Origin of the sequence: Bradyrhizobium sp. WYCCWR 13022 (assembly GCF_030435535.1) — a bacterium.
GTDB lineage: Bacteria > Pseudomonadota > Alphaproteobacteria > Rhizobiales > Xanthobacteraceae > Bradyrhizobium.
This window is the reverse complement of the sequence record NZ_JAUIZJ010000023.1, coordinates 440,603-461,338: the sequence shown is the minus strand read 5'-3', so window position 1 is coordinate 461,338 and position 20,736 is coordinate 440,603. Positions and strand designations below refer to the sequence as shown.

At 64.7% G+C, this 20,736-nt stretch carries 15 protein-coding genes and 1 pseudogene; 8 read left to right on the top strand and 8 right to left on the bottom strand.

Features of this window, described 5'->3' with window-relative positions; genetic code table 11:
• Positions 1 to 156: 156 nt before the first annotated feature.
• Positions 157 to 1,773 carry a phosphoenolpyruvate carboxykinase gene (locus QY049_RS29205; protein ID WP_194479266.1) on the top strand — a complete coding sequence of 539 codons (1,617 nt, stop codon included), beginning with the start codon at positions 157 to 159 and terminating at the stop codon, positions 1,771 to 1,773.
• An 81-nt stretch (positions 1,774 to 1,854) separates the two neighbouring features.
• On the opposite strand, the gene QY049_RS29200 is transcribed toward QY049_RS29205, so the two are convergent.
• Together QY049_RS29200 and QY049_RS29195 are read right to left on the bottom strand one after the other, a co-directional pair.
• Complete coding sequence (locus tag QY049_RS29200) at positions 1,855 to 2,670, bottom strand: acyl-CoA thioesterase II (protein ID WP_258764828.1); 816 nt, start codon at positions 2,668 to 2,670, stop codon at positions 1,855 to 1,857.
• Positions 2,671 to 2,839: 169 nt separating this feature from the next.
• A complete protein-coding gene (locus tag QY049_RS29195; RefSeq protein ID WP_194479268.1) occupies positions 2,840 to 5,356 on the bottom strand; it encodes a glycogen/starch/alpha-glucan phosphorylase in 2,517 nt (838 codons plus the stop codon).
• A 206-nt stretch (positions 5,357 to 5,562) separates the two neighbouring features.
• On the opposite strand from QY049_RS29195, the gene QY049_RS29190 reads away from it, so the two are divergent.
• Positions 5,563 to 5,790 carry a hypothetical protein gene (locus tag QY049_RS29190; RefSeq protein ID WP_194479269.1) on the top strand — a complete coding sequence of 76 codons (228 nt, stop codon included), beginning with the start codon at positions 5,563 to 5,565 and terminating at the stop codon, positions 5,788 to 5,790.
• A 63-nt stretch (positions 5,791 to 5,853) separates the two neighbouring features.
• Here QY049_RS29190 and QY049_RS29185 read toward each other — a convergent pair.
• Positions 5,854 to 6,147, bottom strand: a pseudogene (locus QY049_RS29185) (GIY-YIG nuclease family protein).
• Positions 6,148 to 6,343: 196 nt separating this feature from the next.
• Between QY049_RS29185 and QY049_RS29180 the strand changes: the two are divergent.
• On the top strand, positions 6,344 to 6,775 hold the full coding sequence (locus QY049_RS29180) for a hypothetical protein (RefSeq protein WP_194479270.1): 432 nt from the start codon (positions 6,344 to 6,346) through the stop codon (positions 6,773 to 6,775).
• 30 nt (positions 6,776 to 6,805) lie between these two features.
• Here the strand turns inward: QY049_RS29180 and QY049_RS29175 are convergent, their stop codons facing one another.
• Complete coding sequence (locus QY049_RS29175) at positions 6,806 to 7,585, bottom strand: DUF2865 domain-containing protein (RefSeq protein ID WP_194482582.1); 780 nt, start codon at positions 7,583 to 7,585, stop codon at positions 6,806 to 6,808.
• Between the two features lie 151 nt (positions 7,586 to 7,736).
• Entirely contained in the window at positions 7,737 to 8,300 is a 564-nt protein-coding gene (gene pyrE / locus QY049_RS29170) for an orotate phosphoribosyltransferase (RefSeq protein ID WP_057744523.1), read from the bottom strand.
• A gap of 205 nt (positions 8,301 to 8,505) precedes the next feature.
• On the opposite strand from pyrE, the gene QY049_RS29165 reads away from it, so the two are divergent.
• The gene (locus QY049_RS29165; protein ID WP_194479271.1) at positions 8,506 to 9,132 is read left to right on the top strand and encodes a glutathione S-transferase family protein; all 627 of its coding nucleotides are present in this window, start codon (positions 8,506 to 8,508) and stop codon (positions 9,130 to 9,132) included.
• A gap of 34 nt (positions 9,133 to 9,166) precedes the next feature.
• Here the strand turns inward: QY049_RS29165 and QY049_RS29160 are convergent, their stop codons facing one another.
• The 3 genes from QY049_RS29160 to QY049_RS29150 all read right to left on the bottom strand — a co-directional run bounded on the left by QY049_RS29160 (position 9,167) and on the right by QY049_RS29150 (position 14,248).
• The gene (locus QY049_RS29160; RefSeq protein ID WP_258764829.1) at positions 9,167 to 9,802 is read right to left on the bottom strand and encodes a LysE family translocator; all 636 of its coding nucleotides are present in this window, start codon (positions 9,800 to 9,802) and stop codon (positions 9,167 to 9,169) included.
• A gap of 141 nt (positions 9,803 to 9,943) precedes the next feature.
• A complete protein-coding gene (gene polA, locus QY049_RS29155) occupies positions 9,944 to 12,982 on the bottom strand; it encodes a DNA polymerase I (RefSeq protein ID WP_258764830.1) in 3,039 nt (1,012 codons plus the stop codon).
• Positions 12,983 to 13,177: 195 nt separating this feature from the next.
• Positions 13,178 to 14,248, bottom strand: a complete 1,071-nt coding sequence (locus QY049_RS29150; protein WP_258764831.1) for an acyltransferase family protein — start codon at positions 14,246 to 14,248, stop codon at positions 13,178 to 13,180.
• 192 nt (positions 14,249 to 14,440) lie between these two features.
• Here QY049_RS29150 and QY049_RS29145 point away from each other — a divergent pair, with 192 nt between their 5' ends.
• From QY049_RS29145 to QY049_RS29130, 4 genes are all read left to right on the top strand, one after another.
• The gene (locus QY049_RS29145; protein WP_194479275.1) at positions 14,441 to 15,757 is read left to right on the top strand and encodes a UDP-glucose/GDP-mannose dehydrogenase family protein; all 1,317 of its coding nucleotides are present in this window, start codon (positions 14,441 to 14,443) and stop codon (positions 15,755 to 15,757) included.
• A gap of 122 nt (positions 15,758 to 15,879) precedes the next feature.
• A complete protein-coding gene (hrpB, locus tag QY049_RS29140; RefSeq protein WP_258764834.1) occupies positions 15,880 to 18,354 on the top strand; it encodes an ATP-dependent helicase HrpB in 2,475 nt (824 codons plus the stop codon).
• A gap of 129 nt (positions 18,355 to 18,483) precedes the next feature.
• Entirely contained in the window at positions 18,484 to 18,996 is a 513-nt protein-coding gene (locus tag QY049_RS29135) for a TIGR02281 family clan AA aspartic protease (protein WP_194479277.1), read from the top strand.
• Between the two features lie 180 nt (positions 18,997 to 19,176).
• Entirely contained in the window at positions 19,177 to 20,676 is a 1,500-nt protein-coding gene (locus QY049_RS29130) for a phosphomannomutase/phosphoglucomutase (protein WP_194479278.1), read from the top strand.
• Positions 20,677 to 20,736 lie beyond the last annotated feature (60 nt).

The following is a 20,736-nucleotide window of genomic DNA, read 5'->3' as shown; positions in this document are numbered from 1 at the left end:
TTGAATAAACCAATTCCTGCGGGATCAGCTTGGCAACGCCAGCGTTCATCAGTATTAGGTCGTCCAGCCGAGGCCGGACGGCCTGTAATTCACGGTGACCGCGATGGCGCCAGAGTTTGGTCGCGCTTGATGTCGCGGGTTCTAGGAGGATTTTTCGTGCAAGAGACGGGCGTGCGCAACGGTGCCTTCGGCGCCGACAAATTCGGCTTAAAGAATCTCAAACAGGTTCACTGGAATCTCGGCGCGCCGCAGCTCTATCAGTACTCGCTCGCTGCGGGCGAGGCGGTGCTGTCTGCCGACGGCGCGCTCTGCGCCGACACCGGCGAGTTCACGGGCCGCAGCCCGAAGGACAAGTTCACGGTGCGCGATGCCACCACCGACAAGAAAATGTGGTGGGCCGGCAACCAGTCGATCACATCAGAGCAGTTCGAGACGCTCTACCAGGACTTCCTCAAGCACGCCGAAGGCAAGAGGCTGTTCGCGCAGGATCTCTATGGCGGCGCCGATCCGGCCTACCGGATCAAGACGCGCGTGTTCACCGAACTCGCCTGGCACTCGCTGTTCATCCGCACGCTGCTGATCCGCCCCGAGGCGATCGAGCTGTCGACCTTCGCGCCCGAGCTCACCATCATCGACATGCCGAGCTTCCGCGCCGATCCGAAGCGCCACGGTTGCAAGTCGGAGAACGTCGTTGCGATCGACTTCGCCCGCAAGATCGTGCTGATCGGCGGCTCCTATTACGCCGGCGAAATGAAGAAGTCGGTGTTCACCACGCTCAACTATTACCTGCCCGAGCGCGGCGTGATGCCGATGCATTGCTCGGCCAATGTCGGCGCCAAGGGCGATGCCGCGATCTTCTTCGGCCTGTCGGGCACCGGCAAGACCACGCTGTCGGCCGATCCCAACCGCACGCTGATCGGTGACGACGAGCACGGCTGGGGCCCGAACGGCGTGTTCAATTTCGAAGGCGGCTGTTACGCCAAGTGCATCAAGCTGTCGCAGGAAGCCGAGCCGGAAATCTACGCGGCATCGACGCGCTTCGGCGCGGTGCTCGAGAATTGCGTGCTCGACGAAGATACCCGCGTGGTCGATTTCGACAACGGCTCCAAGACAGAGAACACGCGCTCGGCATATCCGCTCGACTTCATCCCGAACGCTTCGCGCACCGGCCGCGCGCCGCAGCCGAAGAACGTGGTGATGCTCGCCGCCGACGCTTTCGGCGTGCTGCCGCCGATCGCAAAACTGTCGCCGGCGCAGGCGATGTACCACTTCCTGTCCGGCTACACCGCGAAGGTCGCGGGCACCGAGCGCGGTCTCGGCAACGAGCCACAGCCGGAATTCTCGACCTGTTTCGGTTCGCCCTTCCTGCCGCTCGATCCATCCGTGTACGGCAACATGCTCCGCGACCTGATCGCCCAGCACAATGTCGATTGCTGGCTGGTCAACACCGGCTGGACCGGCGGCAAGTATGGCACGGGCTCGCGCATGCCGATCAAGGTGACGCGCGCGCTGCTCACCGCGGCGCTCGACGGAAGCTTGCGCAACGTCGAGTTCCGCACCGACAAATATTTCGGCTTCGCGGTGCCGACGGCGTTGCCGGGCGTGCCGAGCGAGATCCTCAACCCGGTCAACACCTGGAAGGACAAGGACGAGTTCGACAAGACCGCGCGCGCGCTGGTCGGCATGTTCCAGAAGAACTTCGCCAAGTTCGAGGCCCAGGTCGATGCCGAGGTGCGTGCGGCGGCTCCGGACGTGAAACTCGCGGCGGAGTAATTTCCGTTTCGCTTGGAATGAAAGGGGCGGCCGAGAGGTCGCCCTTTTTTGTTGCCCGATCTCTCCACTCGTGGAGGCGTCTCAGGCCTTGAAATACGCGATCTGCGTGCTGGTCGCGAGCAGCCGTCCGTTCGGGGACCACAGCTCGGCGTTCTGGTCGGCGTAGCTCTTGTGCATGATCTTCGAATCGGCCGTCGCCAGCACGCGCGCGATGTCTTCCGCCGCGAGCTCTTCGCTGTCGGTGTGGAAATAGGTCGTCAGCGACACCGTGCCGAACGGCACCAACTCGCGCCGCGCGTGGAAGATGCGGCCGAAGAAGGCGTCCGACATCGACATCAGCGACGGCATGTCGAGCCTGCGCGGCTCGCGGTCGCTGATCCAGAGCTTCGAATAAGTGCTGGCGAATTCCGCCTGGGGCGGGCCGATCCGCATCTCGCCCTCGACGAAGCGGAATTCATACTGGTTGGCCCAGGATGCCTGGATCTTCGGGAATGGCAGCGTCTGTTCGAACGGCTTTGCGTCAGGATATTGCGCCACCCTGTGCTCCCAGGACGGCCTGCGCTCGGCGAACACGGCGGTGGCGAGCGTCGCGACCTCGCCGCCGCCTTGCGACAGTTCGACGCTCCAGTGCTGGCTGGAGCGGTTCGCCTTCACGAGGCGGATGTCGAGGTCGAACGGACCCTTGGCGATCGGCGCGCAATAATTGACGGTCAACGCCAGCGGATCGCCGGCGCGTTGTGGATGTTCGATCAGCGCGCGCAGGATGGTTGCGGCCGTGGCGCCGCCGAACGGTCCGACGAAGGCCCAGTAGTCGTCGCTGGTGTGCCCTTGCCAATGCGAATCGCCGGCGGTGATGCGGGTGGCGTCGTCGAAGGGGTGTGGCAGCTTGGCGTGCATTGTCGTTTCCGTCTGTCATTCCGGGGCGATGCGAAGCATCGAACCCGGAAATCTCGAGATTCCGGGTTCGGCTCTGCGAGCCGCCCCGGAATGACGGTCGTCATACCACAGCCATTGCCTGGCTGTGCAATAACCTCGCGGGTCGTGCGCGATTTCACGCTGCGGAAAATCAGCCCGCGACGTCGCGCAAGTTCGGCAGCAGGGGCGTGGTCGGGTTCACCGGCACGTTCCAGATCTCCTCGGCGTATTCGCGGATGGTGCGGTCGGAGGAGAACCACGCCATGCGGGCGACATTGAGGATGGAGGCGCGCGTCCAGGCGGGCGAGACCAGCCAGCGTGCGTCGACGGCGCGCTGCGCCTCGTAATAGGAATCGAAATCGGCGCTGACCATGTAGTGATCGAGATAGCGCAGCGCATGCGCGATGGATTCGAAACGGCCGGGATCGCCGGGCGAGAACTCGCCGGCGCCGATCGCATTGATGGCGCGCTGCAGCTTCGGCGAATTGCGGATCACGTCGGAGGCATCCAGCCCCTGTTTGCGGCGGATCATCACGTCGCCGGCTTCCATGCCGAAGATCGCGATGTTCTCCACGCCGACCTGGTCGCGGATCTCGATATTGGCGCCGTCGAGCGTGCCGATGGTGATGGCGCCGTTGAGCGCCAGCTTCATGTTGCCGGTGCCGGAGGCTTCCATGCCGGCGGTCGAGATCTGCTCGGACAGGTCGGCCGCGGGAATGATCACTTCGGCGAGGCTGACATTGTAGTCGGGGAGGAAGACGACCTTCAGCTTGCCGTTGATCGTGGGATCGTTGTTGACGACCTCCGCGACGTCGTTGATCAGCTTGATGATCAGCTTGGCGTAGCGATAGCTCGCCGCCGCCTTGCCCGCGAAGATCTTCACCCGCGGCACCCAATTGCCATCAGGATCGTCCTTGATCGACTGGTAGAGCGCGACCGTCTCGATGATGTTGAGGAGCTGACGCTTGTATTCGTGGATGCGCTTGATCTGCACGTCGAACAGCGCGGTCGGATCGACCTTGATGCCGAGGCGCTCGCCGATCAGCCGTGCCAGCGCGGTCTTGTTGTGCAGCTTGACGCTGCGGAATTTCTTCTGGAACTCGACGTCGCTGGCGCGCGCCTCGATCAGCGAGAGCTGGGTCGGGTCGTCGAGAACGGCTTCGCCGCAGGTCTCGCGCAGGAGATCGGTGAGCTTCGGATTCGCCAGCATCAGCCAGCGGCGGAAGGTGATGCCGTTGGTCTTGTTGGTGATGCGGCCGGGGTAGAGATGGTTGAGATCGTGGAATACGGTCTCGCGCATCAGGTCCGAATGCATCGCCGAGACGCCGTTGATGCGGTGCGAGCCGACGAATGCGAGCTGGCCCATGCGGACGCGGCGCCCGCTCCTCTCGTCGATCAGCGAGACCGAGGCACGAAAATCGATGTCGCCGGGCGCACGCGCTTCGGCGAGCGCGAGATGCTGCACGTTGATGCGGTAGATGATCTCGAGATGCCGCGGCAACAGCCGCTCGAACAGCTCGACCGGCCAGGTCTCCAGCGCTTCCGGCAGCAGCGTGTGGTTGGTGTAGGAGAGCGTCGCGACCGTGATCTTCCAGGCCTCGTCCCAGCGGAAATTGTGGAGGTCGACGAGGATGCGCATCAGCTCGGTGACGGCGAGGCTCGGATGGGTGTCGTTGAGCTGCACCGCGACCTTGGACGACAGGCTGCGCAGCTGGCCGTCGGAGGCGAGATGCCGCTTGATCAGATCCTGGAGCGAGGCCGAGACGAAGAAATATTCCTGGCGCAGCCGCAGCTCGCGGCCCGCCGGGCTCTCGTCGTTCGGGTAGAGGAATTTGCAGATCGCTTCGGCGCGCGACTGCTCGGCGCTGGCGCTGACATAGTCGCCCATGTTGAAGGCGTCGAGCTTGAGCGGATCGGGCGAGCGCGCCGACCACAGGCGGAGCGCATTGACGTGCTGGCCACGCCAGCCGACGATCGGCGTGTCATAGGCGATCGCCTGGACCGTCTCGCTCGCGTGCCAGATCGCGCGGTCGCGGCCCCTGTCGTCGACATGCTCGACGCCGCCGCCGAAATTGACGTCGTAGATCACCTCTGGTCGCTGCAATTCCCAGGGATTGCCGAAGCCGAGCCATTCGTCCGGATATTCCTGCTGCCAGCCCTGATTGATGATCTGGCGGAACAGGCCGTAATCGTAACGGATGCCGTAGCCGATCGCGGGGATGGACAGCGTCGCCATGCTCTCCATGAAGCAGGCGGCGAGACGGCCGAGGCCGCCGTTGCCGAGCGCCGCGTCCGGCTCGCATTTGCGCAACTCGGGCAGCGAGACGCCGAGATCGCCGAGCGCGACCTCGAAGATCTTCAACAGCCCCATGTTGTTGAGCGCATCGGTGAAGAGGCGGCCGATCAGGAATTCGAGCGAGAGATAGTAGACGCGCTTGCGGCCCGCATCGTAGCTGCGCTTCTCGGCCGTCAGCCAGCGATGCACGATGCGGTCGCGCAGTGCGAGTGCGGCGGCCTGGTACCAGTCGTGCTTGGTCGCCATGCCCGCGTCCTTGCCGATGGCAAGGCGCAGCTTCGCCAGGATCGCGCCCTTGATCTCCGACAGCGCGAGTTCGTCGATGGGCTGACCGGGGGCGGGGAAATTTGACTGGAACGATTGATCTTGCAAGGCCGTCACTTCCTGGTCGACAGAAACACCACTGAACCTACGCGCCTTGCCTGTGCACCGGAACCATCGCTGGCGCGGCCATGCACTGCGCTGGCGCAAAATTATGCAAGGAACGGGCCGCTTTGGGAACCCGGACCAGCACGGAGGAACGCCGATTTCGTGCTAGATTGAGCACAGATTCAGCCAGCACTGTGGAGGAGAGCCTCATGAGACTGCTGATCGAAATCGCCACCGCAGCTCTGCTCGTCATCTGCATCGCCAGTTCAAGCGCCGCCTTTGCCGCCGGCAAGCGCAGCGCCGATGGTCTCAGCTGCGGTTTCTCGCTTCCGCAGAACGCGACGCCAGCGCAGCGCTGCGCCGCCATCAAGCGCCAATGCGGCGGCAAGTTTTACGCGAGCGCGTGCGGGGACAGGTTGATGTCGGCGGCGAATTGAGGCGAGCTGGCGCAACGAAGATGGTGTGGTCCCGGCGAAGGCCGGGACCCACAACCACCGCTGTCAGAGAAGATGCGAGAGATCGCGCCAATCCGGATTTTCCTGCTCGATCAGACGAATCTTCCAGTCACGGGTGCCATTCCTTCAGCGCCTTCTCGCGAGCAATCGCTTCGGACGGCGAGGTATAGGTCTCGATATAGACCAGCCGAGGCACGCCACATTTCTTGACGAACTTCGAGCCACGTCCCGAACGATGCAATGTAAGTCGGCTGCTGATGTCATTGCAGACGCCGATGTACAGCGTCCATAGCGCCGGCTCGCGAGAATGTAGACGTAGAATGCGGTCGGTGCATTCATTGCTGGCACCCATTTCCGAAAACGTTTGACAGCTGTGGCTATGGGTCCCTGCCTTCGCTGGGACGACGTTTCTCGGTAGTGCATTATTGGCCATCAGAACAAATTAAGAACACTTTAGCAAGTCTTTGATATATCATTGTGATTCGGCGCATCGCCGACACAATATCTAGGGTCTGACAGACGTCGCGAGGACTACATGTCCACCATTGCCTTCGATCAATTTGCGCTCACCCGGATCGCCGATTTCGCGCGGTCGCTGTCGCGGCTGCATCAGGCGGCGCGGCGCCATGCGGTCGACGACGACCAGTTCGACCGCGAGTTCAACGCGGTGTGCCAGTCGATCTGGGGCTACACCATCGATGACATCAGCGACGATCTGTTCGCGGCCGAGGATCACCACTTCCTCGACACGCTGGACGAGGCGCATGCGCGCATCTTCGCAGCCGACCAGGGCTATGACCTCGTCAGCGAGACCGGCATGCTGACCGACTGGTGGGGCTTCTGCTGGATGATTTTGGCCGAGAAGCGCGGCCTGCTGACGGCCGAAAACCGCGCCGCCGCGCGCGCGGCGATCGAGGAGAAATATCTGGCCGCGCCGAATGTGATCGGGGTGATTATCGGGCGGTGAGAGTCTCGTGCCCCGCGGCATGAGATTGAGCTAATCCAATCCCGCCCGTTTCGCCGACTTCGCCGTCGCCCTCGGAACGGCCGTCACGTCAGGCAGCGTCTCGCGCACGATCTCGGCGGACGGTGCATCGGCCGCCACCGTTTCCGCGCGCACCGGGGCCACCTTCATCTCGCCGAGCCGGGCGCGGACCTGCGCGGTGAGGCCGGGATAGGAGGCGACCGGCGTGAACTCCGCGCTCTGCTCCTGGCCGAGGCGGACGCCGGTATAGGCAACGAGGCCATCGGTGGTCGCGATAACGTCGCCGGCCTTCAGCGAGCCGTCGAGGGTCAGATCGACCGGGGCGAGCCCGGCCGGCTCGCGGCCGTTGCAGGTGCAGTCCGCGCGCAGCGCCTTGCGATAGGCGAAGGCGTTCTCGCTGTCGGCGTAACGCTCGCCGGTCTGGCTATAGGCGCCGTCGATCGAGGAGCCGAAGTACACTTTTGTCGCGCTGGCAGGGCAGAAGGCCTGACACATCTGCGCCGGCGAAGCGAGGCCCCGCATCAGCGGAAAATACTTGCCGTCACAACTGCGCACGCAGAACGCGGGCCCGGAGCCGCCGGCCGCAGCCGAGCGGGTCGGCGGCACATATTGTGGCGGGCCGGCCGGGTTCTGCTGACTGGCGAAAGGATCGACGAAGGGGCTCGCCTGCTGCGGCACGTCGCGCTGAGGCCGCTGCTGCATGCCGCCGAAGAAGAAGTCGAAGAGGCCTTCGGCTGAAACCGGGGCCGGGGCTGCAAGCAGCGGGCTTGCGAGAGTGGCGGCCACAAGCATCGCGCGACGCCGCCGGCGCGCATGGGACACGATCGTACGCAACGCTTACTCCACCCGACGCTACTGAACCGGCCGGGACCATGGAGGTCTCAGCACATGATTCACCATAAAGCGGGATGGTAAATGAGGGGTTGAGGGGGCACGAAAGCTGCTAGGCCTTCAGGAATTCCGACGCCTTGTACAGCGAGCGGAACGGCAGGCCGGCCGCGCCAAAGGTGTCGGTGGCGCCTTCCTCGCGGTCGACCATGGTCAGCACCAGCACGACTTCGGCGCCGGTCTCGCGCACGGATTCCACGGCCTTCATTGCCGAGCCGCCAGTCGTGGTGACGTCCTCGACGATCACGACGCGCTTGCCGGCGAGCGTCTCACCCTTCGGCAGACCTTCGATCGCGAGCCTGGCGCCATGCTCCTTCGGCTTCTTGCGCACGAAGAACGCCGCGATCGGATGGCCCTTGATCCAGGAGATCTGTGCCAGCGCGCCGGCGAGCGGAACCGCGCCCATCTCGAGCCCACCGATGAAATCGAGATTGTCGTCCTTCAGCGTCTCATAGGTGAGCTCGGCGAGCAGCGTCGCGCCCTCGGGGTCGAGCATGGTCGGCTTGAGGTTGAAGTAGAAATCGCTCTTGCGGCCCGACGCGAGCGTCACCTCGCCCCGGCCGAAGGAGCGGCGGCGGATGATTTCGAACAGGCGGGCGCGGGAGGCGGATTTCGACACGGCGGTCCCTCGGGAGCGTTTCTAAGAGGTGGCGGAATTTATCCGCGACGGCCACGACATTCCAGAGGGGGCGGGCCCCGCAAAACCACCGTCAACAGGGCATCTTCCGCGCCCGCTGGACAGCCACCATGCCGGAGCGCCGGTTGTAAGGTCGCAACGTCCTGGAGTAGTGGGATGCCGGACCAAGCGGGAAGGAAGCAGGCCAATGACCATCGAGCTCCATACCTGGAACACGCCGAACGGCCGCAAGATTTCGGTCGCGCTGGAGGAAATGGGCCTGCCCTACAAGGTGGTCCCGGTGAACATCGCCAAGGGCGAGCAGATGGCGCCGGAGTTCCTAAAGCTGTCCCCGAACAACAAGATCCCCGCGATCCTCGACCCCGAGGGGCCGGAGGGCAAGCCCGTCGGCATCTTCGAGTCCGGCGCGATCCTGCTCTATCTCGGCGAAAAGACCGGCAAATTCCTGCCGAAATCGCTCGCCGGCCGTATCCCCGTCTATGAATGGCTGATGTGGCAGATGGGCGGCTTCGGTCCGATGCCCGGCCAGGTCCACCATTTCATCGCGCTCGAGAACGAGCAGGACCGCGCCTACGGCCTCAAGCGCTACATGGCCGAGACGCGCCGGCTCTACGGCGTGCTCGACCGCCGCCTGGACGGCCGCGACTTCGTTGCCGGCGATCTCTCGGTCGCCGATTTCGCCATTCTCGGCTGGGCCTGGCGCCATCCTCGCCACAAGGTGGATCTGGCCGACTTCCCCAACGTCAAGCGCTGGTACGATGCCCTGATGGCGCGCCCGGCCGTGAAGCGGGGCATGGACGCAAAGCTGGATTGAGTTCGCTCTCACCTCCCCTGGAGGGTAAGAAAGCTCACACCTTCCGCGCTTCCACGGCCATCCGCACGGCAAGCCCGGCCAGCACGGTGCCCATCAGCCAGCGCTGCACCAGCATCCAGCTCGGCCGGCTCGCCAGGAACAGTGCGATCGACCCGGCGGCGAGTGCGATGATCGCGTTGACGCTGACGCTGATCGCGATCTGGATGGCGCCCAGCGCCACCGACTGCGTCAACACGCTGCCGGCGGTGGGGTCGATGAATTGCGGCAGCAGCGCCAGATACAGCATCGCGATCTTCGGATTGAGCAGGTTGGTGACGAGCCCCATCGCGAACAATTTGGGCGGGCTGTCGATCGCGAGCTGCTTGACCTGAAACGGCGAACGTCCGCCGGGCTTGACCGCCTGCCAGGCGAGCCAGAGCATGTAGCCGGCACCGGCAAAGCGCAGCGCGTCATAGGCAAAGGGGATAGCAAGCAGCAGCGCCGTGATGCCGAACGCCGCGCACAGCATGTAGAACACGAAGCCCAGCGCGACGCCGCCGAGCGAGACGATGCCGGCCGCCGGCCCCTGCGTGATCGAGCGCGAGATCAGATAGATCATGTTCGGACCGGGCGTGAGCACGAGACCAAGACAGACGAGGGCGAAGCCGAGCAAGGCGGAGGTGTGGGGCATGACTGAACCGGCGCGGGAGATGCACCGGTTCTAATAGACGCGGCGCCGTGGGGCCATCGCACAATTGCTCGGAGGACAATTGAGTGGGCGCTGCTTGTTCGGTGCGCTCCCTCGCCCCGCTCTCGCGGGGAGAGATGAAGCTCAGTGCGCCTCGTCCCAATTCTTCGCCGCCCGTGCGTCGACATGCAGCGGCACCGAGAGCAGCACGGCCGGGAACGGCGCGTCCTGCATCACGTGCTGCACGACCGGAAGCGTCCTCTCGACTTCGGCGTCCGGCACCTCGAAGATCAGTTCGTCATGCACCTGGAGCAGCATCTGCGCCGAGAGCTTTTTCTCGGCCAGCGCGTCCTCCACCCGCGTCATGGCGCGGCGGATGATGTCTGCGGCGGTGCCCTGCAGTCGCGCGTTGATCGCGGCGCGCTCGTTGAAGGCACGTACCGAGGCGTTCGAGGCCTTGATGTCCGGGTAGTGGCACTTGCGGCCGAACAGCGTGGTGACGTAACCGTGGCTCCGGCAGAAGTCGCGCGTTTCGTCCATGTAGGCGCGAATGCCGGGGAAGCGCTCGAAGTATTTCTTGATGTAGGCCGATGCCTCTTCGCGGGCGATGCCGAGTTGGTTGGCGAGGCCAAACGCCGAGATGCCGTAGATGATGCCGAAATTGATTGCCTTGGCGCGGCGGCGGATCTCGCTCGGCATGCCCTTGATCGGCACGCCGAACATTTCCGACGCCGTCATCGCGTGAATGTCGAGGCCGTCGCGGAAGGCTTGCTTCAGCACGGGAATGTCGGCGATCTCCGCGAGCAGCCGCAGCTCGATCTGCGAATAGTCGGCGGAGACGAGCTTGTGCCCGGGCGTCGCGATGAAGGCGCGGCGAATTTTTCTGCCGTCCTCGGTGCGCACCGGAATGTTCTGCAGATTCGGTTCGTTCGACGACAGCCGGCCCGTCGTGGTCGCCGCCAGCGCGTAGGTCGTGTGCACGCGGTGCGTCTGCGGATTGACATAGGTCGGCAGTGCGTCGGTGTAGGTCGATTTCAGTTTTGAAACCTGCCGCCACTCCAGGATCTTGCGTGGAAAATCATGACCCTGCTCGGCGAGCTCGTCGAGCACCTGAGCGGTGGTCGACCACGCGCCGGTCTTGGTCTTGGTGCCGCCAGGCAGTCCCATCTTGCCGAACAGGATGTCGCCGATCTGCTTGGGGCTGCCGACATTGATCGGCTCGCCCGCGATCTCCTGGATCTCGGCCTCGACGCGCGCCGCGGTCTGGGCGAAATCGCCCGATAGTCGCGACAGCACCTGCCGATCGATCGAGATGCCGCGCCGCTCCATGCGCGCGAGCACGGAGACCAGCGGCCGCTCCAGCGTCTCGTAGACGGTGGTCATATGCTCGGCGACGAGACGCGGCTTCAGCACGCGCCAGGCGCGCAAGGCGATGTCGGCGCTCTCAGCGGACAGCGGTGCCGCCTTGTCGATCGGCACCTGGTCGAAGGTGATCCTGCCCTTGCCGCTGCCGAGCAGCTCGCTCTCCTTCAGCATGGCGTGTCCGAACCAGCGCTCGGACAGCGAGTCCAGCTCATGCGAGCCGCGGCCGGCGTCGAGCACGTAGGAGATCAGCTTTGCGTCATCGGCGTTGCGCAAGGTGATACCCTGCTGCGCCAGCATCACAGCGGCGAATTTGACGTCGAATCCGATCTTGAGGATGCCCGCCGATTCCAGCACCGGCCGCAGTGCGTCGATGGCCTCGGCATGCTTGACCTGATCGGGCGCGAGGCCGGCGTCGAACAGGCCGGCACCGCCGCCGGACTGCTTGTGCGCCAGCGGCACGTAGCAGGCCTCGTTCGGCGCCAGCGCCAGCGCGACTCCGCAGAGATCGGCCTGCATGGGATCGATGGAGTTGGCCTTGATCTCGATCGCGACATGGCCGGCATCATGAATGCGCGCGACGAAGCCGTTGAGCTCTTTCAGCGTCTTGATGGTCTGGTACTTGGCCCGGTCGACCGGAAGCTTGCGCAGCGCCTCTTCGCGCGCGGCAGCGAGCGAGATCGGCGCACCCTTGAGGCTCGCCGATTTGTCACTCTTGTCGGCGCCCTTTGCAGCTGTCGCGGGAGCGGCGAAGAGATCACCGGAGGTTTCCGACGATTTTGCCTTCGCGCCGTCGCCAGCCCTGGCGGCGCTGCTGTTGTTGGCGTCGGCATCGACATTGGCCGGATCGATCTGCGAATAGTCGGCGACGCGGCGCGTGAGTGTGGTGAATTCCATTGCCTTGAGAAAAGCGATCAGCTTGCGTGCATCGGGCTCGTGGACGGCGAGGTCGTCGAGCGGCACTTCCAGATCGACCTTGTCGTCGAGCAGCACGAGCTGGCGCGAGATTCGCGCCTTCTCGGCGTTCTCGATCAGCGCCTCGCGCCGCTTCGGCTGCTTGATCTCGGTGGCGCGGAACAGGAGTTGCTCGAGGTCGCCATATTCGACGATCAATTGCGCCGCGGTCTTGATGCCGATGCCGGGCACGCCGGGAACGTTGTCGGTGGAATCGCCGGCGAGCGCCTGCACCTCGACCACCTTCTCGGGCGGCACGCCGAACTTCTCGATCACTTCAGGGATGCCGATGCGGCGATCCTTCATGGTGTCGTACATCGTGATCTTGTCGTTCACGAGCTGCATCAGGTCCTTGTCGGAGGACACGATGGTCGTGGTGGCACCGCGCTCGCTCGCCTGCCGCGCATAGGTGGCGATGAGATCGTCGGCCTCGAAGCCGCCTTGCTCCAGACAGGGAAGGTCGAAGGCGCGCACCGCCTCACGGATCAGCGCGAATTGCGGGATCAGATCGTCGGGTGCCGGCGGCCGGTGTGCCTTGTATTCGGGATAGATCTTGTTGCGGAAGGTGACTTCGGACTTGTCGAACACGATGGCAAGATGCGTCGGCCGGTTGTCGGCGGGCATGTCACGCAAGAGCTTCCAAAGCATGTTGCAGAAGCCGAGCACGGCGTTGACCTGCAAGCCGTCGGACTTGCGATTCAGCGGCGGCAGCGCGTGATAGGCACGGAAGATGTAGCCGGAACCGTCGACCAGGAAGATGTGGTCGCCCTTGCCGGCGGCCTTCGCCGCGACCGGTTTGGCAGCAGCTGTCGCAGTGGCCTTGGTGTCGGCGGCTTTGGCGGAGGTCTTCGGGGATGTCTTGGGCATGGGCCGCAATGTATGAATTTTTGCGGGTTTTGACAGCCTTCGGAGGGTGATTTTTGGCTTGCCGATGCCGCTATCCCCATTGTCATTCCCTGCGAAAGCGGGGATTCCGGTACGCCGCGGCTTCTCGGCTCGATCACTGGCGCCTCGGCGTACTGGGTCGCCCGGTCAAGCCGGGCGACGACACCGCGAGTGGGGCTACTCCGCTGCCTGCAACACCGGCCCTGCCTTCTTCGGCGCGATCCAGAATGCGTCGGGCCGCTCGAACAGGAAGTCGGCGTGGAATCGCAACGCGGTCTGCCAGATCGCGAGCGATCCGAGCACGCCGAGAACCGTGACGATCAGCGAGACCGTGCCGATGTCGGCGATAATCCCGGTGCGCAGCAGCAGCGTTCGCGTCGCCGCCATCGGCAGGAAGAAGGCGAGATAGATCACGATCGAATGCTCGCCGCAGAAACGCAGGAAATTGCACCAATGCATGCGCGCGAGCAGCGTGCCTGACGTGATGATCGCACACGCACCGGCGAAGCCGAGCACGAGCGAGACGACCTTCCATTCGCTCGCGCCGAATGCCACGAGGCCGGCATCGACCAGTGCCCAGGTCGCGAGCGCCGCGAGCGCAAGCGCGGGATGGGTGCGCGCGCGGTCTGACAATGCGAACACATAGGGCGCGAACAGGTAGCCCGAGTAGAAATAGACGAAGCGGGCGCAGAACTCGTCGATCGCCGTCCAGCCGGTTGCGATGCGCGCGGTTTCCAGTGCGGCCGCCACGAGCCAGATCGCCGGCGGAGGGATTCGTCGTGTCAGTTTTGTGACGACGAAGAAGATCGGCAGCAGGTAGATGAACCAGAGTGTGCCGAACGGCTCGATGAAGGATTCGAGATACAGAAGGCCGACCTCGCGCCAGCTGGTTTCGGCCGCGAAGGCCGGCGCCTTGAAGCCGAACTGGATCGTCACCCAGACGACATAAAAATAAGCGAAATGCACCACCTTGCGGTCGAGATAGGTTCGCCAGTCCCGATCGATCACCAACGGCAGGAACAAGCCCGAAATCAGGAAGAAGTCCGGCATCCGGAACGGCTTCGCAAAGGCCACCAGGACATGCATGAAACCGGTCTCGCCGGCGGCGAGTTCGACCCCCAGCACCGAATGCATCATCACCACCATGACGATGCAGATGCCCTTGGCGTAATCGACCCAGTCGACACGCGCGGCAGTGGAGGCCTTGGGAAGCCCTGCACGTGCAGCTGATGTGCCTGATGGTGTCATGTGTCTCTTTTCGGGGCGTGTTCCGCCCGGTCCTGTGCGGGCATGGGGCAGTGTGGCGCCCAGTGGTTTCCGACTTCTTTACCGGTACAAATCGCGTGCCGGTTTCTGACCGCAAGCTCTTCCTTCCCGACGGGAAAATGCTAAACCGCCCCGGAGTTGGGGGTTCGTTAACCAAGCCAAACAGGGATTTTCATGCGCATCGCGATGATCGGCACGGGTTATGTGGGACTGGTGTCCGGAGCCTGTTTTGCGGATTTCGGTCACGACGTCACCTGCGTCGACAAGGACGAGAAGAAGATTGCAGCGCTTCATCGCGGTGAGATTCCGATCTACGAACCCGGCCTCGACGAACTGGTCGCCACCAATGTGAAGGCCAAGCGGCTCGACTTCACAACCGATCTGTCCAGGCCGGTCGCAGAGGCCGATGCCGTGTTCATCGCGGTCGGCACGCCGTCCCGTCGCGGCGACGGTCACGCCGATCTCTCCTATGTCTACGCCGCCGCGAAGGAGATCGCGCAGTCGCTGTCCGGCTTCACCGTCGTGGTGACCAAGTCGACCGTGCCGGTCGGCACCGGCGACGAGGTCGAGCGCATCATCCGCGAGACCAATCCGAAGGCCGACGTCGTCGTCGCCTCCAATCCCGAGTTCCTGCGCGAGGGCGCCGCGATCCGCGACTTCAAGTTCCCCGATCGCGTCGTGGTCGGCACCTCCGACGAGCGCGGCCGCAAGGTGATGGGTGATATCTATCGTCCGCTGTCGCTGAACCAGGCGCCGCTGATGTTCACCGCGCGCCGTACCGCCGAGATGATCAAATATGCGGCGAACGCGTTCCTCGCGACCAAGATCACCTTCATCAACGAGATCGCGGACCTCTCCGAGAAGGTCGGCGCCAACGTGCAGGAAGTCGCGCGCGGCATTGGCCTGGACAACCGGATCGGCACCAAATTCCTGCATGCCGGTCCCGGCTTCGGCGGCTCCTGCTTCCCGAAGGACACCAAGGCGCTGATCAAGATCGCGCAGGACTACGACGTGTCCTTGCGCATCGTCGAATCCGTGCTTGCCGTGAACGAGAACCGCAAGCGCGCGATGGCGCGAAAAGTGAGCCAGGCGCTCGGTGGTAGCTTGCGCGGCAAGACCATCGGCGTGCTCGGTCTCACCTTCAAGCCCGACACCGACGACATGCGCGATGCGCCGTCGATCCCGCTCGTCACGGGCCTCATCGACATGGGCGCGAAGGTCAAGGCGTTCGATCCCGTCGGCATGGAGCAGGCCAAGGGTGAACTTCCCAACATCACCTATTGCGAGGACGCCTATTCCTGCGCGCAAGGTGCCGATGCGCTTGTCATCGTCACCGAATGGGTGCAGTTCCGCGCGCTCGATCTCGACCGGTTGAAGGCGACCATGGCCCAGCCCATTGTCGTCGATCTCCGCAACATCTACCGGCCCGAAGAGATGGCTGCCGCCGGCTTCATTTATGAGAGCGTGGGGCGCCCGCCGGCGCAGGGCTGATCGTTGGACACGATTGTCATACCCCGCGCAGGCGGGGTATCCAGTAATCCTGATCTTCGTGATGACTGAGATCTGAGTTTACTGGATCACCCGCCTTCGCGGGTGATGACGGATGCGAGATTTTGCCCCGCACTTTCGACACGCCCCTCCCGATCGATGCCGTGCTCGACGACCTCTCGCGCACGCTGGATCAGCACAATGCCGCCGTGCTGGTGGCCCCGCCGGGCGCCGGCAAGACCACGCGCGTGCCGCTGGCATTGCTCGATGCGCCTTGGGCAAAGGATAAGAAGATCATCGTGCTGGAGCCGCGCCGCATCGCCGCGCGCGCCAGCGCCGACCGCATGGCGAAGTCGCTCGGCGAGCGCACAGGGGAGACCGTCGGCTACCGCGTCCGCTTCGGCTCGAAAATCTCGCGGGCGACACGCATCGAGGTCGTGACCGAAGGCATTTTCACCCGCCAGATCCTCGACGATCCCGAACTCTCGGGCGTCGCGGCCATCCTGTTCGACGAATTCCACGAGCGTTCGCTCGATGCCGACATGGGCCTGGCGCTGGCGCGCGACGCACAACTCGGCTTGCGCGAGGACATCCGCATCCTGGTGATGTCGGCCACGCTCGACGGCGCGCGCGTCGCAAAACTGCTGGGCGAAGCGCCTGTGGTCGAAAGCGAGGGCCGGGCGTTTCCGGTCGAGACGCGCTATCTCGGCCGCAAGGCGGATGCGCCGATCGAGCGGCAGATGGCGGATGCGATCGTATCGGCGCTGCGCGCCGACAGCGGCTCGGTGCTGGCGTTTTTGCCGGGCGCCGCCGAAATCCGCCGCACTCAGAATTTTCTCGGTGAACGCGTGCAGGACGCCAGCATCGAGATCGTGCCGCTGTTCGGCGCGCTCGACGCCGCCGTGCAGGACCGCGCCATTTCTCCCGCGTCCAAGGGCATGCGCAAGGTCGTGCTCGCGACCTCGATCGCGGAGACCTCGCTCACCATCGAAGGCGTCCGCATCGTGGTCGATTCCGGCCTTGCGCGCGTGCCGCGCTACGAGCCCGACATCGGCCTGACGCGGCTCGAGACCGTGCGCGCGGCACGCGCGGCGGTCGACCAGCGCCGTGGCCGTGCCGGCCGCACCGAGCCCGGCGTCTGCTATCGGCTCTGGGACGAGCCGCAGACGGCCTCGCTCGCTCCCTACACCCAGCCGGAAATTCTGAGCGCCGACCTCTCCTCGCTGGTGCTCGACCTCGCGCAATGGGGCGTCGCCGATCCCGCCGCGCTGTCGTTCCTCGATCCGCCGCCGCAGCCCGCCTGGAAGGAGGCAAAAAGCCTGCTCCTGGAGCTCAACGCACTCGACGGCGACGGACGCATCACCGCGGAAGGCAAGAGTCTGCGCGCACTGGCGCTGCCGCCGCGCTTGGCCCGCATGATCGTGGATTCGCACCGCGCAGGTCACGGCGAAGAGGCGGCCGAGATCGCGGCCATCCTGACCGAGCGCGGGCTCGGCGGCGACAGCGCCGATCTCGAGCACCGGCGCGATCAATTCCGCCGCGATCGTTCGCCGCGAGCAGCGAGCGCGCGGGATCTCGCGCGCCGTTGGGCTTCGCAAGTCGCGGCGTCCGAGAGGCCGGGGCCGCGGGAGGATCTCTCGACCGGCCTGATGTTGGCCTATGCCTTCCCGGACCGCGTCGCGCGCAACCGCGGCAATGGCAGTTTCGTGCTCGCCAACGGCCGTGGCGCGGCCGTCGAGCAGACCTCCTCGCTCGCGCGCGCGCCCTATATCGCGATCGGCGAGATGACTGGAACGGCTGCGAGTGGCCGTATCCTGCTCGCCGCGCCGATCACTGAAGATGATATCGAGCGGCACTTCGCCGAGCATATCGAGAGTATCGACGAGATCTCCTTCGACCGTGGTGCGATGGCGCTGCGCGCACGGCGCAAGCGCGTGCTGCACGCGATCACGCTGTCCGAGGCCACGCTCGCGGTGTCGCCCTCGGAGGACACAGCGCGCATTCTTGCCGACGGGCTGATTGCCGCCGGCCTCGACCGGTTGCCCTGGTCGAAAGCCGCAAAACAATGGCGCGACCGCGTGATGTTCTTGCGCAAGGAGGAGGGCGATAGCTGGCCTGATCTGTCCGACGACGGATTGATCGCGCGGCGCGACGATTGGCTGGTGCCCGCGCTCTACGACAAGATTGCGCTGAAGGACATTTCCGCTGGCGATCTCTCCGATGCGCTGATGGCGCTGCTGCCGTGGGAGATGCGCGCGCGGCTCGACCGCGAGGCGCCGACGCATTTCGAGGCGCCGACGGGAAGCGTGCTCGCGATCGACTACGAGGCCGAGCAGGGACCGACGATTGCGGTGCGGCTCCAGGAATTGTTCGGCCTCAACGCCCATCCGTCGATCGCCGCCGGCAAGGTGCCCTTGGTGCTGGAATTGCTGTCGCCGGCGCAGCGCCCGGTGCAGGTGACGCGCGATCTTCCCGGCTTCTGGCGCGGCAGTTACGCCGCGGTCCGCTCCGACCTGCGCGGCCGCTACCCGCGTCATCCCTGGCCGGACGATCCGGCAAGCGCGCTGCCGACCCGCCGGGCGAAGCCGCGCGGGACCTGACAAAGCGGGATGCCGCATTAACCGTCCGCTCATCCTTTTCGTCAAAATAGCACCGGCTCCGCCGCGGCCTCGGTCGCCGACGGGCCTGCCGCGTGGTGAAATCGGGCTTTCCGGCTCGGAAGTGGTGTGATGCGTAACATAGTGATCTTCGCGGCCGTGATGATCGGTCTCGGTACATTCATGGCGGAGATGGCGGACAAGATGAGCTCCGCCTCCGCCACCTCGGTGCCGCGCACGAATGTCGCGGTTGCAACGACGGCGCCGGCCGGCGGTCGCAGCCTCAATATTCCCCGCGACGGCCGTGGCCATTTCCAGACCGAAGGCCGCATCGACGGCCAGCGCATCGGCTTCATGGTCGATACCGGCGCCTCCGTGGTGGCGCTGAACGAGACCTCGGCCGCGCGTTTCGGCCTGCGTCCCTCGCGCAGTGAATACAACGCCACCGTCACCACCGCGAACGGCACCATCAAGGCCGCGCGTGCCCGGATCGCGATGCTGGACGTCGGCGGTCTCGTCGTGCGCGATGTCGATGCCATGGTGCTGCCGGACGCGGCGCTGTCCGAGAACCTGCTCGGCCTCTCCTTCCTGTCCCGCCTGAAGCGTTTCGAGTATGCCAACGGCCAGATGGTGCTGGAGCAGTGAGTTCGGGCGCATAACGCCCCGATGAACGCAGATCGGCCTGATCAGGCCGCCGGCTGGTAACCTTTCATCGTTGCCAAACTGCCGCAATTGGCGGCCATAAGCCTGCATTCCCGCCTTCCGCTGCGGCCCGGCATTCGCTAAGGCTGCGCCAATTCCTGCCCATTTCACGAGACCGTCTCAATGTTTCCCAAGCCGAAATCCGTGTTGCTGCCCAATACCTACGCCTTCGAATCCGAGCCGATGGTGAAGCCGACTGGTTTTCGCGAATACGACGCGCGCTGGCTGTTCCAGAAGGAAATCAACCTCATGGGCGTGCAGGCGCTCGGCATGGGGCTCGGCGCGCTGATCGCGGAACTCGGCGTCCGCCAGGAGATCGTCACCGGCCATGACTTCCGCGGCTATTCGGCCTCGATCAAATATGCGCTGATCTCCGGCCTGATGGCCGCTGGCTGCAAGGTCCACGACATCGGCCTCGCGGTGACGCCGATGGCCTATTTCGCGCAGTTCGATCTCGACGTGCCCGCCGTTGCGATGGTGACGGCGTCGCATAACGACAACGGCTGGACCGGCGTGAAGATGGGTGCCAACCGCCCGCTGACCTTCGGTCCCGACGAGATGACGCGGCTGAAGGAGATCGTGCTCAACGCCGATTTCAAGAACAAGGCTGGCGGCTCCTACCAGTTCCACGAGAGCTACCCGGCGCGCTACATCGCCGATCTCACCAACCGCCCGAAGCTCAAGCGCAAGCTCAAGGTCGTCGCCGCCTGCGGCAACGGCACGGCCGGCGCCTTCGCGCCGCAGGTGCTGGAGGCGATCGGCTGCGAGGTGATCCCGCTCGACACCGAGCTCGACCACACCTTCCCGAAATACAATCCGAACCCTGAGGACATGGAGATGCTGCACGCGATCCGCGACGCGGTGCTGCATCACAAGGCCGATGTCGGCCTCGGCTTCGACGGTGACGGCGACCGCTGCGGCGTCGTCGACGACACCGGCGAGGAGATCTTTGCCGACAAGGTCGGCGTGATGCTGGCGCGCGACATGTCGGCGATCCACAAGGACGCCCAGTTCATCGTCGACGTGAAATCGACCGGCCTGTTCATCACCGACCCGGTGCTTCAGAAACAAGGCGCCAGGACGGCCTATTGGAAGACCGGCCATTCCTACATGAAGCGCCGCACCAACGAGACCGGCGCGCTGGCCGGTTTCGAGAAGTCCGGCCACTTCTTCTTCAACAAGCCCTATGGACGTGGCTATGACGACGGCCTGGTCTCGGCGCTCGCGATCTGCGACATGCTCGATCGCGCTCCCGGCAAGTCGATGGCCGACCTGAAGAACGCGCTGCCCAAGACCTGGTCGTCGCCGACCATGTCGCCGCATTGCGCCGACGAGACCAAGTATGGCGTCATCGACCAGGTGGTGAAGCACTTCGAAGACTTGCAGGCCAAGGGCGCCAGGATCGGCGGCCAGGCGATCCGCGATCTCGTCACTGTCAACGGTGTGCGCGTCACGGTCGAGGACGGCAGCTGGGGCCTGGTGCGGGCGTCCTCGAACAAGCCCGAGCTCGTGGTCGTGGTCGAGAGCCCGGTCTCCGAGCAGCGCATGCACGACATGTTCGAGATGGTGAACAGCGTGCTGCGCACGCATCCGGAAGTCGGCGAGTACAATCAGAAGATCTGAGATGAGCCGAGCGATCGCTCCGGCGTCGGTCTACTCCCTCGCCCCGTTCTTACGGGAGAG

Bases quoted from the DNA above. Each gene is read 5' to 3' on its own strand.
- QY049_RS29175 (WP_194482582.1), bottom strand. From the start codon at position 7,585: ATGCTTGTGGCCGCCACTCTCGCAAGCCCGCTGCTTGCAGCCCCGGCC.
- QY049_RS29135 (WP_194479277.1), top strand. From the start codon at position 18,484: ATGCGTAACATAGTGATCTTCGCGGCCGTGATGATCGGTCTCGGTACA.
- polA (WP_258764830.1), bottom strand. From the start codon at position 12,982: ATGCCCAAGACATCCCCGAAGACCTCCGCCAAAGCCGCCGACACCAAG.
- QY049_RS29130 (WP_194479278.1), top strand. From the start codon at position 19,177: ATGTTTCCCAAGCCGAAATCCGTGTTGCTGCCCAATACCTACGCCTTC.
- QY049_RS29200 (WP_258764828.1), bottom strand. From the start codon at position 2,670: ATGCACGCCAAGCTGCCACACCCCTTCGACGACGCCACCCGCATCACC.
- QY049_RS29190 (WP_194479269.1), top strand. From the start codon at position 5,563: ATGAGACTGCTGATCGAAATCGCCACCGCAGCTCTGCTCGTCATCTGC.
- QY049_RS29160 (WP_258764829.1), bottom strand. From the start codon at position 9,802: ATGCCCCACACCTCCGCCTTGCTCGGCTTCGCCCTCGTCTGTCTTGGT.
- QY049_RS29165 (WP_194479271.1), top strand. From the start codon at position 8,506: ATGACCATCGAGCTCCATACCTGGAACACGCCGAACGGCCGCAAGATT.
- QY049_RS29145 (WP_194479275.1), top strand. From the start codon at position 14,441: ATGCGCATCGCGATGATCGGCACGGGTTATGTGGGACTGGTGTCCGGA.
- QY049_RS29180 (WP_194479270.1), top strand. From the start codon at position 6,344: ATGTCCACCATTGCCTTCGATCAATTTGCGCTCACCCGGATCGCCGAT.
- QY049_RS29150 (WP_258764831.1), bottom strand. From the start codon at position 14,248: ATGACACCATCAGGCACATCAGCTGCACGTGCAGGGCTTCCCAAGGCC.